Below are 15,238 nucleotides of genomic sequence, written 5' to 3'. Positions count from 1 at the left end.
CGCGCCCGCCCGGCGCACTACCCTTCCCTCATGACCACGCTTTCGCCGTACGACTCGATGTCCCCGGTCACCCAGGCCGCCTACCGCGCCAAGGCCGCCGCCGCCGACCTCGCTCCGCTGCCGCGGGCCGACAAGGACGACGCGCTGCTCGCCATCGCGGACGCGCTGGAGGTCCGTACGAGCGAGATCGTCGAGGCCAATGCCAAGGACATCGCCAAGGCCCGCGAGGCCGGCACCAGTGAGGCCATCATCGACCGGCTGACGCTGACGCCGGAGCGGGTGCGGGCCATCGCCTCCGATGTGCGGGACGTCGTCGCGCTGCCCGACCCGGTCGGCGAGGTCGTCCGCGGCTCGACCCTGCCGAACGGCATCGACCTGCGCCAGGTCCGCGTTCCCCTCGGCGTCGTCGGCATCATCTACGAGGCCCGCCCGAACGTCACCGTCGACGCCGCCGCCCTCTGCCTGAAGTCCGGCAACGCGGTGCTGCTGCGCGGCTCGGCCTCCGCGTTCGAGTCGAACAGCGCGCTCGTGCGGGTGCTGCGCGACGCCGTGGGCGGGGCCGGGCTGCCCGCCGACGCCGTGCAGCTGGTGCCGGGCGAGAGCCGCGAGAGCGTGCGCGAGCTGATGCGGGCGCGCGGCCTGGTCGACGTGCTCATCCCGCGCGGCGGCGCCTCCCTCATCCAGACCGTCGTCACCGAGTCGATCGTCCCGGTCATCGAGACCGGCACCGGCAACTGCCATGTCTACGTCGACGCCAACGCCGACCTCGACATGGCGATCGACATCCTGATCAACTCCAAGGCGCACCGCGTCAGCGTCTGCAACGCCGCCGAGACGCTCCTCGTCCACCAGGACATCGCCCCCGAGTTCCTGCCACGGGCCCTGGACGCCCTCGCGGAGGCCGGGGTGACCGTGCACGCCGACGAGCGGGTGCTGGCGTACGCCAAGGACTCCAAGGCCACCGTCGTCGAGGCCACGCCGGAGGACTGGGAGACGGAGTACCTCTCCTACGACATCGCCGCGGCGGTCGTCGACTCCCTCGACCGGGCCGTCGAGCACATCCGCCTGTGGACCTCCGGCCACACCGAGGCCATCGTCACGACCTCGCAGCAGGCCGCCCGCCGCTTCACCCAGCTGGTCGACTCCACGACGGTCGCGGTGAACGCCTCCACCCGGTTCACCGACGGCGGCCAGTTCGGCTTCGGCGCGGAGATCGGCATCTCCACGCAGAAGCTGCACGCCCGCGGCCCCATGGGGCTGCCCGAGCTGACCAGCACGAAGTACATCGTCACCGGGGACGGGCACGTACGGCGCTGAGGCGCACGACCTGGGCGCGCGGCTGGCATATGCATCCGACACGCGCGCCCTGCTCCGGTGGGCGCCGCAGGACAGATGTCTCACTCACCGGATGAATTTCCATACCGTCTGCCCAAATTGACCCCCTCGGTCTACTCTGGATCCGTGCCGGAGGACGTGGGGGGCACGCCGTTCCCTGACGGCTGGGAGCCCGACGACGATCACGACCGCGGGGTGTCGGACGAAGAGTTCGCCTCCGTGGTCTTCGATGAGGCCTTCGTACGGGCGGCCGTGGTGCACGAGCCGACCGCAGTCGAACGTCTCCTGGCCGCAGCACAGGCGAGAGCGGAGGCCTCCGAGGCCGAGGCCCGCCGGACGGCACTCAGCAGGGGCGAACGCTACGAGGACGGGTACGACCCCACCGGTTTCGGCCATGATCCGGAACTCGACGACCCGGATGACGCCGACATCCTCGAGAACCGCTACGGCGCCCCCGGGACGTACGGCAAACAGGTCCGCTGGCACCGCCCCGTCGCCTGGGTGCTCGCCCTCGTGATGGGCATCGGCATGGTCGCGCTGGCTTTCGCGGCGGTCTACCGCAGCGCCTCCTCCGGCGGCGGGGACCAGGTGCCGCCGCCCGCCTCGACCGGCCTGGAACAGGGCACCGCGGCAGCGCCCTCCGCGTCCGCCGACTACTCCCAGCCAGCCGTCTCCGCGGTCCCGCGTACGCCTTGAACGCAGGCCGGGAGGCCGTGGCCGGTCCTGGTGAGAACCTGTCAGAAGTTGTCGCACAGCAGGGCGTTTACCTGAGGGCCCCGCGACCTACTCTGAAGTTATGGGAGGGCCTGGAAACCCACCTGAGGGGACACCCGAGGGCGGCCCCGGAGGTGGAGAGGACGAGTACCGATCCGTCGTGTTCGACGAGTCGTTCGTCCGTGCTGCCCGCCTCCAGGAGTTCTCCGCGCAGGAGCGCATCGCCGACCACGCGCCCGCCGTACGCCGTCGCCCGCCGCTGCGCCGCGGCCTGTCCCGGCAGGCGCTGATCCTGGTCCTGCTGATCGCCATCGCCTTCGGTACCGCGATCTACATGGGTGTACGGCACCCCTACCAGACCCCCGCCGCGCAGCAGCCCGTCGAGCCCCTGCGGATGACCGTCATCCCACTCGCCCCGCAGGGCAAGGTGCCCGGGCACACCGACCCCGAGTACCTGTACGCGCACAGCCCCGCCGCCCAATACCGCATCGGCGCCGAGGGCATCCCGCTGCCCGCCTCCCGGCGCACCGCGCACTTCTCCGACAGTCAGGTGGTCGCCGCCCTGACCACCGCCAAGGACTACATCGTCCGGTCATCGCTCTACCCGGAGGTCCTCACCGGCGAGCAGGCCCGTCCGGTGCGCGTGCTCCTCGACGGGGACCAACTCGACCAGTTCGACGAGAGTTTCGACCGTCCGGCCGCCGACGGACGGCACGCTCCCACGGGATGGCTGGTTCGCTTCGACCCGTCCGGCGCCGAGCTCGCCGACGGCAAGGTCCGGGTCCAGGGCACCCTCCAGGCCGCCGAGACCGACTCGTCCACGCTCGAGGTCACCGCGGACCACACCTTCGTGTACGCGCTACGGCCCACCGGGGCCGGCGACAAGGCCGAGGCGTCCTTGTTCACCGTCCGCCGCGAGCTGCACTTCCGCTTCGACCGCGACGACCTGCGCCTGCACACCGCCCAGCTCGTCGTCTCCTACGTGCAGGCGGGCCCGCTCTCCTGCGCCGAGGACTCCACCGACCACCTGCGCCCGCTGCTCGCCGACGAGACCGCCAAGGCAGGCGGCCCGGCCGGCACCGACCCGTACGCGACGGGCGGCGCGACGGCGCTGTGCGGGTCGCTGGCGACGAGCGCGCAGCCGAAGGTGTGAGCAAGCCGAGGGTGTGAGCCGAGCAGGGCTGATCGTGATCGTGCACGGCTGATCGCGCGGGGCCGGTCGCAAGGCTGAGGGTGTGGGCAGCCTCCGTCCCGTCGGCTGCAGTGACCTCGGTCAGTCGCCGTCCCGCGGGGGCGTGTCCGTGCCGTTCGCCGGGCCCGGCTTGTCGGTCGGGTCCGACGGGTCCGTCGGCGGCTGGTCCGTCGGTGCCGAGCTCGCGAAGCCGCCGAAGCCGCGCCGCACCCGACCGCCCAGGTCCCCGGCCCCGCCGGCGATGTCGCTGACCAGCTTCATCAGCGGGTCCTTGGAGGTCTTGACGTGCGTGGCGTAGTGCGACGCCGACTCCCGGAAGGAGTCCGAGACCGACGTGTCCTTGTCCTCGGTGCGCCGCGGATAGTGGCCGTCCATGATCCGCTGGTAGTCCCGGGACGCGGACCACTTCTTCAGCTCGGCCGCCCGGATGGTGGTGAAGGGGTGGGAGCGCGGCAGCACGTTCAGGATCTTCAGCACGGAGTCGCGCAGGTCGCCGCCGGCCTCGTACTCCTCGGCCTGCTTCAGGAACGAGTCCACGTTCATCTCGTGCAGGTGGTTGCCGCCGGCGAGCTTCATCAGGCCGCGCATCGAGGCCGTGAGGTCCTGGCCGACCAGGAGGCCCGCGCGGTCCGCGGACAGCTCCGACTTGCGGAACCACTCGCGCAGCGCGGTCACGATCGCCATGATCGCGAGGTTGCCGAGCGGGATCCAGGCCACCTTGAGGGCGAGGCTGGTCAAGAACAGCAGGATGGTCCGGTAGACCGAGTGGCCGGACAGCGCGTGCCCCACCTCGTGCCCGACGACCGCCCGCATCTCCTCCTCGTCGAGCAGCTCGACGAGACCCGTGGTGACGACGATGATCGGCTCGTCCAGGCCGATGCACATCGCGTTGGGCTGCGGGTCCTGGTTGACGTACATCGGCGGGACCTTCTCCAGGTCCAGGATGTAACAGGCGTCCCGCAGCATGTCGTTGAGATGGGCGAACTGCTGGTCGGAGACGCGCACCGAGTCGGACAGGAACAGCAGCCTGAGGCTGCGCTCGGGCAGCAGACCGCTCAGCGCCTTGAAGACCGTGTCGAAGCCGCTCAGCTTGCGCAGCGCCACCAGGGCGGAGCGGTCGGCCGGGTGCTCGTACGCACGCGAGGAGATCCCCGGGAAGCGCCTGCGCTGCCTGCTCGGCACGTTCTCGTGCCCGTTCTGCTGGTGGCCGTCGGACATGTCTTCCCCCATGTGCGTGTGTGTGGCCTTTGCGGACCTTTGTGCGGCCCTTTGCGCCCCCGAAGCAGAGCCCAGCCTAGGCGGAGTTACCGTGGACGGGCACTGCAGCGAAGGAGTTCCGCGCCATGGAGCACAACCCCCGGGCCGCCTGGTTCGCCGAGGCCGCGCGCGCCGCCGAGCAGCAGGGGGCGGGGAATCTGCTCCGGGTCGTACTGATCGTGATGGTGCTGGGCTGTGCGCTGACCGCGTGGTTCCTGTTGCGCGGGTACAGACGGAAAGACGACTGAGGCAGCGCGAAGGTTCCCCCGAAGGCAACCCGGAGCCCCGACGGCGGAGTCGGCGTGATCGTCGCCGGACCGCCCGCTTACGATGGGCCGACGTCTTTGTCCCGCCCACACCGGATAGGTCCTGCTGACGATGAGCCTCCACAGCACCGCTGCCCAGTTGGTCACCCTCGCCGCCGAGGAAAAGGGTGGCAACCACGAGAGCCTCGACCCGCTGGTGACCGGAGGCGGGGCCTTCCTCATCCTGTTGCTCCTGCTGTGGATCACCACCCGTTTCAACCGCGATCGCTGAGTCCGGGCGAGCCGGGCAGGCGTCCGGCAGTGGCGTCCCGCACGGGCCGTCTCGGGGATCTGTCGGCCGGGCCTCTCAGGCCGGGCCGGTAGGGTCTGCACGCATGGGAGAGCAGGACATGCCTACCGGTCCGGCGAACGACACGGCGAACGGCACGGAAGACCGCACGGTGAGCGCCACCGGGAACGGTCCGGGTCGCGGCGTCGGGAACCGTCCGACGAGCGGCCCCGGCAACGGACCGTCGAACCCCGGCAAGCGCCGTCTCGGCGTCATGGGCGGGACGTTCGACCCGATCCACCACGGGCACCTGGTGGCGGCCAGCGAGGTCGCCGCGCAGTTCCACCTGGACGAGGTGGTGTTCGTCCCGACCGGCCAGCCCTGGCAGAAAAGCCACCGCAAGGTCTCCCCGGCCGAGGACCGCTACCTGATGACGGTCATCGCGACCGCCGAGAACCCCCAGTTCTCGGTCAGCCGCATCGACATCGACCGCGGCGGCGCCACCTACACCGCGGACACCCTGCGGGACCTGCGCGCGCTGAACCCCGACACCGACCTCTTCTTCATCACCGGCGCCGACGCCCTCGGCCAGATCCTGACCTGGCGGGACGCGGAAGAGCTGTTCTCCCTCGCGCACTTCATCGGGGTCACCCGGCCGGGGCACGTCCTGTCCGACCCCGGGCTCCCGGAGGGCGGTGTCTCGCTCGTCGAGGTCCCCGCCCTCGCCATCTCCTCCACCGACTGCCGTGCGAGAGTCGCCAAGGGCGACCCCGTCTGGTATCTGGTGCCGGACGGAGTCGTGCGCTACATCGACAAGCGCGAGCTGTACCGCGGCGAGTGAGCCGAGAGGGGCACCGGTGAACGACCGATACGACGCGGGGTACGGCGGCGACCAGTACGAGCTCGTCGGCTACGACGAGTACGGCCGGCCGATGTACCGGCCGGCCCCGCCGCAGCAAGAGCCGCAGCAGGCCCCCCAGCAGCCGTACGACCCGTACGCGCAGCAGCAGGGCTACGGATACGACCCGTACGCCGCGGGCGGGCAGCAGGCCGCCCCTCCGTACGACCCGTACGACCCCGGCCGGCAGGCACCCGTGCCGCCCTACGGCCCCTATGGCACCGGTACCCAGCAGGGCGGCGCGCCGGCGCCCTCGTACGACCCCTACGGCCGGGCCGCAACCAGCGGGCACCAGCCCCGCGTCGCCGAACAGACCGCCTACATCCCCCAGCAGGCCGGCCCGGCCGAGGAAGCGGACGCCCCGGGGCGGGACCACCGCTCCCGCGCCGAGGAGCACCACGGGGCCGAGGGCGACCGGGACTACCGCACCGAGCAGTTCGCCTTCGTGGAGGACCCCGACGGCGACTCCGAGGACGTCATCGACTGGCTGAACTTCACCGAGAACCGCACCGAGCGCCGTGAGGAGGCCAAGCGCCGCGCCCGCAGCCGTCTCGTCGCCCTCGTGGTCGTCCTGGCGCTGGTCGCGGTCGGCGGCGTCGGCTACCTCTGGTACGCCGGGAAGCTGCCCGGACTGTCCTCGTCCTCGGATGCGAAGACCGGCACGGCCACCGCCGTCGGTGCCCAGAACCGCGACGTGATCGTCGTCCACCTGCACAACACCGGGGAGGGCGGCACCTCCACGGCACTGCTCGTCGACAACACCACCACCAAGCAGGGCACCACCGTCCTGCTGCCCAACTCCCTCGCCCTGACGGACGACGACGGCACCACGACCACCCTCGCCAAGTCGGTCGAGGACGACGGCTCCTCCGGCACCCGCGACTCCCTCGACGGTGTTCTCGGCACCGATATCGAGGGCACCTGGCGCCTCGACACCCCCTACCTGCAGAACCTGGTCGACCTCGTCGGCAACATCGAGGTCGACACCGATGCCGATGTGCCCGACCCGGACGCCAAGAAGGGCGAGGCGCCCCTGGTGAAAAAGGGGAAGGACCAGACGCTCAGCGGCAGGACGGCCGTCGCCTACGCCACCTACCGTGCCTCCGGCGAGGCGCAGAACGCCCAGCTGGAGCGGTTCGGCCAGGTCATGCAGGGTGTGCTGCGCAAGCTGTCCTCCGACCCCACGGCGGCGACGACCACCGTGCAGACGCTGGCGCAGATCCTCGAGCCGCCGCTCACCGACAAGGACCTCGGCACCTTCCTCGCCAAGCTCGCCGACCGCGCCAAGGGCGGCGACTACAAGACCGCCCTGCTGCCCGTGCAGAGCGACGGCATCCTCAGCGCCGAGGCGAGCGAGAGCGTCGTCAAGAACGTGCTCGGCGGCACCGCGAAGAGCCCCGACAAGGACGCGGCCGTCAGCGTCTCCGTCCAGAACGCCACCGGCGTCAAGGACAACACCGAGAAGGCCCGCGTCGTCCTCCTCAACGGCGGCTTCAGCTTCCTGGAAGGCGGCACGGCCTCCGCGGCCCGGGCCACGTCCAAGGTCGTCTACGCCGACGCCGCCGACAAGGAGAACGCCACCGAGGTCGCCAAGACCCTGGGCCTGCCCACCGGCTCCGTCAGCAAGGGCAAGGTCTCGGGGAGCGCGAACGTCGCCGTGGTCCTCGGCCAGGACTACAAGCCGGCCTCCTCATAGGGCCCGTCCGGCCGGGCCGACCGGGGGCGGCCCCACGTGATCCACTGATCGCGTGGGGCGGCCTCGGCGGTCCGTGAGACCCTTGGTGTCAAGTGTCCGCCGACCGAAAGCCTTGTAGTGACCGCGACTGACCGCTCTCTCGAGCTCATCACCACTGCCGCCCAGGCGGCCGCCGACAAACTGGCGCACGACGTCATCGCCTACGACGTCAGCGACGTCCTGTCGATCACCGACGCCTTCCTGCTGGCCTCCGCGCCCAACGACCGCCAGGTCAAGTCGATCGTCGACGAGATCGAGGAGCGGCTCTCGAAGGAGCTCGGCGCCAAGCCGGTGCGCCGCGAGGGCGACCGCGAGGCCCGCTGGGTCCTGCTCGACTACGTGGACATCGTCGTCCATGTCCAGCACAGCGAGGAGCGTGTCTTCTACGCTCTCGAGCGGCTGTGGAAGGACTGCCCCGAGCTCGAGCTGCCCGCCGACGCCAAGGCGACCCGCGGCAAGGGCGAGGAGCACGCCAAGCTGCGGGCCGAGGAGGGCGCCGCCGAGTTCGGGGACCCGCGGTGAGCGCCCCCGCGGGAGCCGGCCGGAAGCCGGGCCGTGGCCGCCGTGTCATCCTCTGGCGGCACGGCCAGACCTCGTGGAACGTGGAGCGCCGCTTCCAGGGCACCACGGACGTCTCCCTCACCGAGACCGGCGTCCTGCAGGCCCAGCGCGCCGCCCGGCTGCTGGCCTCCCTGGAACCCGACGCGATCGTCGCCTCCGACCTCCAGCGAGCCGCCGACACGGCCGCCGAGCTCGCCGCGCTCACCGGCCTGGAGGTGAGCCACGACGAGGGGCTGCGGGAGACCTACGCGGGCGTCTGGCAGGGGCTGACGCACGAGGAGATCATCGCCCGGCACGGCGAGGAGTACGCGGCCTGGAAGCGCGGCGAGCCGGTGCGCCGCGGCGGCGGCGAACTGGAGACCGAGGTCGCCGACCGCGCCGCCCCCGTGGTGGTGCGGCACGCCGAGAAGCTTCCCGACGACGGCACGCTCGTCGTCGTCAGCCACGGCGGCACGATCCGGACGACCATCGGACGCCTCCTCGGCCTGGAGGCCCACCACTGGGAGAGCCTCGGCGGACTCTCCAACTGCTGCTGGTCCGTCCTCGGCGAGGGGGCCCGCGGCTGGCGCCTCCTCGAGCACAACGCCGGCACGCTCCCCGAGCCGGTGCTCGGCGACGACGACTGAGCGTTGCACCAGGGCCCGTGACCCGGATTTCACTTTCCGGCAGGTCGCAGGCTAAAGTTCTTCTTGTTCGCCCCGCCGAGCGGGAAGAACGCAAGGGGCTATAGCTCAGTTGGTAGAGCGCCTGCATGGCATGCAGGAGGTCAGGAGTTCAATTCTCCTTAGCTCCACAGATCGACGGTCTTGAGTTGCACTCTTGAGTTGTCAAAGATCGCTGATTGTCGAAGATCCCGTCCCGTTGGGGCGGGATTTCTTCATGCCCTCCTCAACAGGGCCGTGCGCCGGGCCGTCTCCTCGTCGACCGGCGTGTAGACGACGATCCGGCACTCCGGCATTCCGTTGATCGACAGCGACAGCGACGTCATCCGCAGCTCGCCCACCTCCGCATGCCGGAACGTCTTCACCCGTCGGCCGGGTTCCGCCACGTCGCCGCTCTCCCACAGCCGCGCGAACAGCGGGCTCGCCGCCGACAGCCTGCGTATGAAGTCCTCCCAGACCGGCTCCCCGGCATGCAGTCCGTACGCGGCGCGCAGGGTTGCCACCATCACCGGCAGCTCCGTCTCCCGGAACACCAGTGGGCAGTCCTCCTCCGGCACCGTGAACAGCCCCCACAAGGCGTTGCGCGGGTGCCCGGCCGGCCGCGGCTTGGAGAGGAACAGGTCGCGGTAGACGGAGTTGGCGGCGAGGATGTCGTACCGCGAGTTGTAGACCACCGCGGGGCGTGGTTCGAGAGCCTCGATGATGCCCAGGACCTCCGGCCCCACGGTCTGCGCGAGAACCTCCGGGGCATGTGCGTACGGCACTTCGGCGAGGTGGTACAGGTGCTCCCGCTCCGGCGGGTCGAGGCGCAGCGTGCGTGCCACGGCGTCCAGGACCTGCGCCGAGGCGTTGATCGGCCGACCCTGCTCCAGCCAGGTGTACCAGGTCACGCCGACGCCCGAGAGCTGGGCCACCTCCTCGCGGCGCAGGCCCGGTGTGCGACGCCGGAAGCCCGGCGGCATGCCCACGTCCGCCGGTGTCACCCGGGCTCGTCGCGTGCGCAGAAAAGTGGCCAGCTCGGGCCTGCGGCGCTGTGTCGTCCCCATCGTCACGTCCCCCATCGTCGATGCCGCACCTGTCCCCTGCCAGGTGCTGTCAGTACCAGCATCAGCGGGCACTCGGCACCCGTACCGCAGGGGCGCCAGGCTCGACGGCATGACGACAACTCCCCATACAGGGCCGGGTCCCGCGCCCGCTCCAAGTCCTGCCATCAGTAAAGCGCCCGCCACTGACAATCCGCCCCGCCCGCTGCTCGTACTCGTCCTCGCCGCCCAGTTCATGGCGCTGCTCGACGTGTTCATCGTGAATGTCGCGGCTCCCACCATCGCTACCGAACTCCACGCCTCAGGCGCGGATGTGCAACTGGTGATCGCCGGATACGCCATCACCTACTCCGTGCTGCTGATCACCGGTGCCCGCCTCGGCGACCGGTTCGGCCACGGCCGCGTCCACCTCGCCGGGCTCGCCCTGTTCACGGCGGCCTCGCTCGCCTGCGGTCTGGCGCAGGGTGCCACCGAACTGATCGTGTTCCGGCTGGTCCAGGGCGCCGGCTCGGCGGTGATGATCCCGCAGGTGCTCAGCCTGATACAGCGCAATTTCACCGGCGAGGCCAGGATGAAGGCGTTCGGCGCCTACTCGGCGGTCCTCGCCGTCGGCGCCGCCGCCGGTCAGGTCCTCGGTGGAATCCTGGTCAGCGCCGACCTGTTCGGCACTGGCTGGCGGCCGGTGTTCCTCGTCAACGTACCCGTGGGCGTCGTACTGCTGGCTCTCGGCCGGCGCGTACTGCTGCCCGGGGACGCCGCCGCCGCGGCACCACGGACGGCGCGCGGCCTCGACCTGCCCGGCCTGGTGCTGCTCGGGGCGGCCGTGTGTCTTTTCACGGTGCCGCTGGTGCTCGGGCAGGAGGAGGACTGGCCGCTGTGGTCCTGGCTGTCGCTGGCCGCGGCCGCGGTCGTGTTCGCCCTGTTCTGGGCGTACGAGTCCCGCCTGGCCCGGCGCGGCGGCGCCCCGCTGATCGCGCCCAGCGTGCTGCGCCATCCCGGCATGGGCCTCGCCGTCTTCCGGATCCTTGCGGTGATGGCCGTCAACGGTGGCTTCCTGTTCGCGCTCACCCTGCATGTCCAGGGCGGCCTCGGCTACAGCGCGTTGCGGGCCGGCCTCACCTTCGCGCCGACCGCGGTCGTCTTTGGTCTGGTCGGCATGACCTGGCGCAACTGGCCGGCGTCCTGGCAGCGGACCCTGGCCCCGGCCGGGTTCATGATCACCGCGCTGGCGGTCGCGGGTGTGGGCCTGGCCCTGAAGGGCGGCGACGAGGGTGGTGCGCCGCTGTACGTCGCGTACGCCGGCGTGGGCGTCGGGCTCGCGCTCGCCTTCAGCCCGACGCTCACCCGGGCGCTGGCCACGGTGCCGCCCCAGAACGCGGCGGACGCGAGCGGTCTGCTGGCCACGGTCACCCAGCTCGGCCAGCTGACCGGCGTCGCGGTGTTCGGCACACTGTTCTTGAACCGGCTTGAGTCACTTGGGGCCTCGCAGGCGTATACCTCTGCGGAGGCGCTGGTGGCGTGCATGTTCGCGCTGGCCGGGACGGCCGCGGTGGGTGCCGTGTCCGGACTGGTACTCAGGCGTCGCTGACCGTATTGGTCCGGTCGTGGCAGAATCAAACGGCCGGAAGGGGGCGCGGCCCGACGGGAGGGAGTAGTGATGCCTGCGAGCATCCTCGCGGAGGTCGGCCACCTCCGTGAAGCAGCACCGACACGGGATACGGTCATCCGTCTCAGCTGCCCTTCCTGCGGTTCCGTCCATGTGGCCCAAGTGCTCGGTGACAACGGCGGGGTTTCCTACGTGTGCACGGCCTGCGGCCACAGCTGGAGCTGATCGATGGGTGCACACAGGCGAAAGTGCGACTGGTGCGGCAGTGGTACGCCCATCGTCCGTGACATGGAGCCGGTGAACCCCGAGTACCAGTACTGGTGCGAGGAGTGCGCGCGGGCGCTGATCATAAAAGGCGACCCGATCGAGACCTATCGGGAACTGGAGGGCGAGCCGATCTATGGCCGGCTCCTCGAAGAGCACTGCACGCTCAAACGGTTCTATTCGTTCGTCACGGCGTGAGTCGACATAAGCTCCCGCATCCGGACAGAACGGAAACGATTTGGTGCTCCACCCGGTCGGCCGGTAAAGTTGGCGTCGCCGCCGGGGAAGTCGGGCGGCGCGGTCAATATGCGGCTCCGCCGCGTGGCCACCAGGGGCTATAGCTCAGTTGGTAGAGCGCCTGCATGGCATGCAGGAGGTCAGGAGTTCAATTCTCCTTAGCTCCACAGAAGCTGAAGGCGGGTCATCCTCTCGGATGACCCGCCTTCGTCGTGTTCGTGTTGTCTTCAGCGGCCCAGGGCGCGGCGGCCGCGGCCCTGGGAGAGGACCGGAAGGTTGTTGCGGGTCGCCCCCTGCGAGCGGGTGTCCTCCTCGATGCGCAGCGCCAGTGCCGGGCAGCGTCGCACCGCGCGCAGCGCCTTGGCCTCCGCGTAGCGCGGCACCTGGGCCTGCGCGACGGTCGGGAAGCCGTCGGCGCCCAGCTCGAAGACCTCCGGGAGGATGTCGGCGCACAGGCCGTGGCCCCGGCACAGCGTCCAGTCGACGTAGATCTTCTGGCGGCTGGGGCCGTTCTCCTCGGACTCGCTGCCGCCCGGGATGCCCGTAGGCATCTTGCCGCCCTCGAAGAGCGGCAGAACGCCCTCCACGGGCCTTCCACAGCCATTGCCGAGGACATGCGCGGCCAGGTCGTCCGTGAACGCCTTGATCGTCGACTCCAGGAACATCGCGGACCCGTCGGGGTGCGAGCACGCGCCGCGCCGCTTCACGTTCTTGGCGACCTGCTTGAGGGCCTCCAGGGCGGCCGGGCCGCCGCCGTTGATGATGTCCTCCATGCCGCGCGCGGCGGCCGGCAGACCGAGATAGCAGGGACCGCACTGTCCCGCGCTCTCCTCGGCCAGCCACTGCGCCACGCGCAGCGACTCGCCCAGCGGACAGGTCTCCTGACTGATCGGCAGGATCGCGCCGGCGCCGAGCGAACCGCCCACCGCGTCCAGGGAGTTGCGCGAGACGATCGCCTCGTTGACCGTCGCCGCGTCGATCCACTTGCCGTGGTAGCCCCCCGTCAGCACACCCTGCGGGACCGGCGGGGCGCCGGCGAGCTGCAGGACGTAGCGCAACGGCACGCCGGTGGGGACCTCGATGACCATGGGGCGCGCGACCGCGCCGGAGACCGTGAGCATCACGGTGCCCGGCTCGTCGTACAGCCCCGTGTTGCCGTAGCGCTCCGGGCCGATCCTGGCGGCGATCGCCAGCTGCGCGAAGGTCTCGGCGTTCGACAGCAGGGTGGGCGCTCCGCCCACGCCGGTCTGCGAAGCGCTGACCTTGCGGCCCGGCGGGATCGCGGGGCCGCCGTCGATGGAGCGGATCAGCGACGCCGCCGCTCCGGTGACCATGCGGACGGGATTGCGCTGCACGCGTGCGCGTAGAGCCGATCGGCGGCCGTTGCTGAGGCCGCGTTCGGCGAGGGCGGCCTCCATGGAGCGTTGCGTGGACTCACGGGTGACCCCCACCACGAGCGTGCGGGCACCCAGCGCCTCGGCGACCAGCAGCGCGCCGTCCAGGATGAGGTGCGGGGCACGGTTGATGAGCACCGTGTCCTTGCGGCAGGCCGGTTCGTCCTCGCTGCCGTTGACGACGACGACCGGCCGTACGCCGCGCTTGATCGCCGACTCGGCGACGGAGCGCAGCTTCTTGTGGAAGGGGAAGCCCGCGCCGCCGCGGCCCTTCAGGTTGATGTTCTCCGAGAGCTTCGCGAGCTGCTCTCCACCCATGGGTTCGAGCGGCCCGTGCACCTTGAGGTGCATGGGCAGATCGAGCCTTTCGACAAGGTCGAAGCCCGACGTGAGCTGGGGAAGGCCGACTACGCGGACTTCTGGGACGTCGGGCAGGGCCTCGTTCACTTAAAGCCTCCGGAAGGCGTGTTCCAAGGTTCGCCCGAACCCGGCGCGTCGAAATCGTACGAAGCACCGGGCAGTGTTTCAGTGGCGGGACCGCTGTTGTACGTGTCGTTCGGGTTGTACGTGCCGTAGAGGGTGTTCGACTCACCGGTGTCGTACACATCACTCGTGCCGTATCCGGCCGCGCCCGCATTGCCGTAGGCCGGGATGTTGTATCCGGTGTCCTGGAGCGGGTCGTAGGCCGACGGGGGGGCCTCGCCGACCGGCGGCGGGGACGGGATCGGCCAGCTTCCCGATGTGCTGCCGTTGTCGACGCGCGGGATCGCCTCTGTGGGCTGCATGTCCATCGGCAGGTCCATGCGCGCGGTCTGGTCGGCCGCGTAGGGCTGCTGTTGGCGTGGCGTCGACACGGCTCGGTAGGCGGCCGCGAAGCCGTTCGTGGGCTCCGGGGCCGGAGGGGCGCCCAGGGGCGCGTCGTACCGGGGCGTCATGTCGGGCTGCGAACGCGTTCCTCGCGCGCCCCGGTTCTCGTAGCCCGGCAGTGTGGCGCCCTCGGACATCCTGGCCCGGCTCGCGTCGAGCTCCTCGCGGCCCGGCCGCTCGTCGGCGGCCCCCAGGATCGCGGTGATCTTGTCGGCGACCCTGCGCTTGACCGGGCGCGGGGCTGCGCGCAGGGCGAGGGCGGCGGTGACGCCGAGCAGGGACAGGCCGTACAGGATCACGAAGATCGGTTTCGCCGTGCGGCCCGCGTACAGGCCGTGGATCAGCGCCGCGCACCAGGCCGGGTAGGCCAGCATGTGCATGGCACGCCAGCGGGCCGCCACGGGGGCGGGGGAGGCGAAGGCGCTACGCATGGCGCCGGTGATACCCACGAAGATCATGAGCAGGCCGGCCAGGGAGCCGAGGCCGATCAGGCCGGCGCTTCCGGTCACGCCGAGCGAGAAGGGGATCAGCGCCGAGATCAGACTTGTGTGGTCCAGCGCGATTTTGGTGGTGATGTGCAACAGCAGGAACGCGATCGAGGCGACCGCGGTCGACCGGTGCACTGCCTGTCCGATGATCCGTTGGCGCGTGTTCAGGAAGATCCGGTCCTGGGCGACCAGGCCCCAGATCACCGAGCAGCTGAGCGAGACGAGCGACAGGACGCCCGCGCCGAAATTCAGGAAGTCACGGACCTTGTCACCTCCGACCAGCACGAATACGGGTATGAGGAGCAGGAAGGCAGCCGACGCCATCCCATAGGCCGACCGGCCCGGCTTGGGGAGCGAGCTGTTACTACGACGAGGGTTCATGGGGGCAACTCCGAGCAGTTTCGGGAAAGCGGTCCCGCTGCCGCACTCTAAGTGGCTCCATACCGATGGG

15 protein-coding genes and 2 tRNA genes are annotated in these 15,238 nt (G+C 70.6%); 13 read left to right on the top strand and 4 right to left on the bottom strand.

Annotated features, from left to right (window positions below):
- Positions 1–30: 30 nt before the first annotated feature.
- From ACFYO2_RS27875 to ACFYO2_RS27865, 3 genes are all read left to right on the top strand, one after another.
- Positions 31–1,317, top strand: a complete 1,287-nt coding sequence (locus tag ACFYO2_RS27875) for a glutamate-5-semialdehyde dehydrogenase (protein ID WP_388354510.1) — start codon at positions 31–33, stop codon at positions 1,315–1,317.
- 144 nt (positions 1,318–1,461) lie between these two features.
- Positions 1,462–2,031 carry a hypothetical protein gene (locus ACFYO2_RS27870; protein ID WP_388354508.1) on the top strand — a complete coding sequence of 190 codons (570 nt, stop codon included), beginning with the start codon at positions 1,462–1,464 and terminating at the stop codon, positions 2,029–2,031.
- A gap of 100 nt (positions 2,032–2,131) precedes the next feature.
- Positions 2,132–3,202 (top strand): hypothetical protein, encoded by a 1,071-nt coding sequence (locus tag ACFYO2_RS27865; protein ID WP_388354506.1) that lies wholly within the window; start codon positions 2,132–2,134, stop codon positions 3,200–3,202.
- A 120-nt stretch (positions 3,203–3,322) separates the two neighbouring features.
- Here the strand turns inward: ACFYO2_RS27865 and ACFYO2_RS27860 are convergent, their stop codons facing one another.
- Positions 3,323–4,471, bottom strand: coding sequence for a M48 family metallopeptidase (locus ACFYO2_RS27860; protein ID WP_388354503.1), 1,149 nt, complete (start codon positions 4,469–4,471; stop codon positions 3,323–3,325).
- A 113-nt stretch (positions 4,472–4,584) separates the two neighbouring features.
- Between ACFYO2_RS27860 and ACFYO2_RS27855 the strand changes: the two genes are divergently transcribed.
- The 7 genes from ACFYO2_RS27855 to ACFYO2_RS27825 all read left to right on the top strand — a co-directional run bounded on the left by ACFYO2_RS27855 (position 4,585) and on the right by ACFYO2_RS27825 (position 9,019).
- On the top strand, positions 4,585–4,746 hold the full coding sequence (locus ACFYO2_RS27855) for a hypothetical protein (protein ID WP_388354500.1): 162 nt from the start codon (positions 4,585–4,587) through the stop codon (positions 4,744–4,746).
- 130 nt (positions 4,747–4,876) lie between these two features.
- Positions 4,877–5,035 (top strand): hypothetical protein, encoded by a 159-nt coding sequence (locus ACFYO2_RS27850; protein ID WP_388354497.1) that lies wholly within the window; start codon positions 4,877–4,879, stop codon positions 5,033–5,035.
- Between the two features lie 271 nt (positions 5,036–5,306).
- The gene (gene nadD / locus ACFYO2_RS27845) at positions 5,307–5,873 is read left to right on the top strand and encodes a nicotinate-nucleotide adenylyltransferase (protein ID WP_388354790.1); all 567 of its coding nucleotides are present in this window, start codon (positions 5,307–5,309) and stop codon (positions 5,871–5,873) included.
- Between the two features lie 16 nt (positions 5,874–5,889).
- Positions 5,890–7,626 (top strand): LytR C-terminal domain-containing protein, encoded by a 1,737-nt coding sequence (locus ACFYO2_RS27840; RefSeq protein WP_388354494.1) that lies wholly within the window; start codon positions 5,890–5,892, stop codon positions 7,624–7,626.
- Positions 7,627–7,743: 117 nt separating this feature from the next.
- On the top strand, positions 7,744–8,187 hold the full coding sequence (rsfS, locus tag ACFYO2_RS27835; protein WP_388354492.1) for a ribosome silencing factor: 444 nt from the start codon (positions 7,744–7,746) through the stop codon (positions 8,185–8,187).
- Positions 8,184–8,852: a histidine phosphatase family protein gene (locus ACFYO2_RS27830; protein WP_388354489.1), complete on the top strand. Its 669-nt coding sequence runs from the start codon at positions 8,184–8,186 to the stop codon at positions 8,850–8,852. Before rsfS ends, ACFYO2_RS27830 begins: the two co-directional genes overlap by 4 nt.
- A 94-nt stretch (positions 8,853–8,946) precedes the next feature.
- Positions 8,947–9,019 (top strand) — tRNA-Ala (locus tag ACFYO2_RS27825).
- 84 nt (positions 9,020–9,103) lie between these two features.
- On the opposite strand, the gene ACFYO2_RS27820 is transcribed toward ACFYO2_RS27825, so the two are convergent.
- A complete protein-coding gene (locus ACFYO2_RS27820) occupies positions 9,104–9,949 on the bottom strand; it encodes a helix-turn-helix transcriptional regulator (RefSeq protein WP_388354486.1) in 846 nt (281 codons plus the stop codon).
- A gap of 94 nt (positions 9,950–10,043) precedes the next feature.
- On the opposite strand from ACFYO2_RS27820, the gene ACFYO2_RS27815 reads away from it, so the two are divergent.
- The 3 genes from ACFYO2_RS27815 (at position 10,044) to ACFYO2_RS27805 (ending at position 12,205) form a co-directional block, all read left to right on the top strand.
- Positions 10,044–11,519 carry an MFS transporter gene (locus ACFYO2_RS27815; RefSeq protein ID WP_388354484.1) on the top strand — a complete coding sequence of 492 codons (1,476 nt, stop codon included), beginning with the start codon at positions 10,044–10,046 and terminating at the stop codon, positions 11,517–11,519.
- Between the two features lie 246 nt (positions 11,520–11,765).
- A complete protein-coding gene (locus ACFYO2_RS27810; RefSeq protein ID WP_053750770.1) occupies positions 11,766–11,999 on the top strand; it encodes a hypothetical protein in 234 nt (77 codons plus the stop codon).
- 133 nt (positions 12,000–12,132) lie between these two features.
- Positions 12,133–12,205 (top strand) — tRNA-Ala (locus ACFYO2_RS27805).
- Positions 12,206–12,265: 60 nt separating this feature from the next.
- On the opposite strand, the gene ACFYO2_RS27800 is transcribed toward ACFYO2_RS27805, so the two are convergent.
- The gene (locus tag ACFYO2_RS27800; RefSeq protein WP_388354481.1) at positions 12,266–13,879 is read right to left on the bottom strand and encodes an NADH-ubiquinone oxidoreductase-F iron-sulfur binding region domain-containing protein; all 1,614 of its coding nucleotides are present in this window, start codon (positions 13,877–13,879) and stop codon (positions 12,266–12,268) included.
- Entirely contained in the window at positions 13,876–15,168 is a 1,293-nt protein-coding gene (locus ACFYO2_RS27795) for a cytochrome b/b6 domain-containing protein (RefSeq protein ID WP_388354479.1), read from the bottom strand. Before ACFYO2_RS27795 ends, ACFYO2_RS27800 begins: the two co-directional genes overlap by 4 nt.
- Positions 15,169–15,238: the final 70 nt, after the last annotated feature.

It is taken from the genome of Streptomyces sp. NPDC006602, assembly GCF_042870385.1.
Taxonomy (GTDB): Bacteria; Actinomycetota; Actinomycetes; order Streptomycetales; family Streptomycetaceae; genus Streptomyces.
This window is presented reverse-complemented; position numbering and strand designations above follow the sequence as displayed.

Coding starts and splice junctions, on each gene's coding strand:
- ACFYO2_RS27815 (WP_388354484.1), top strand. CDS start 10,044: ATGACGACAACTCCCCATACAGGGCCGGGTCCCGCGCCCGCTCCAAGT.
- ACFYO2_RS27795 (WP_388354479.1), bottom strand. CDS start 15,168: ATGAACCCTCGTCGTAGTAACAGCTCGCTCCCCAAGCCGGGCCGGTCG.
- nadD (WP_388354790.1), top strand. CDS start 5,307: ATGGGCGGGACGTTCGACCCGATCCACCACGGGCACCTGGTGGCGGCC.
- ACFYO2_RS27810 (WP_053750770.1), top strand. CDS start 11,766: ATGGGTGCACACAGGCGAAAGTGCGACTGGTGCGGCAGTGGTACGCCC.
- ACFYO2_RS27855 (WP_388354500.1), top strand. CDS start 4,585: ATGGAGCACAACCCCCGGGCCGCCTGGTTCGCCGAGGCCGCGCGCGCC.
- ACFYO2_RS27820 (WP_388354486.1), bottom strand. CDS start 9,949: ATGGGGGACGTGACGATGGGGACGACACAGCGCCGCAGGCCCGAGCTG.
- ACFYO2_RS27850 (WP_388354497.1), top strand. CDS start 4,877: ATGAGCCTCCACAGCACCGCTGCCCAGTTGGTCACCCTCGCCGCCGAG.
- ACFYO2_RS27875 (WP_388354510.1), top strand. CDS start 31: ATGACCACGCTTTCGCCGTACGACTCGATGTCCCCGGTCACCCAGGCC.
- ACFYO2_RS27860 (WP_388354503.1), bottom strand. CDS start 4,471: ATGGGGGAAGACATGTCCGACGGCCACCAGCAGAACGGGCACGAGAAC.
- ACFYO2_RS27865 (WP_388354506.1), top strand. CDS start 2,132: ATGGGAGGGCCTGGAAACCCACCTGAGGGGACACCCGAGGGCGGCCCC.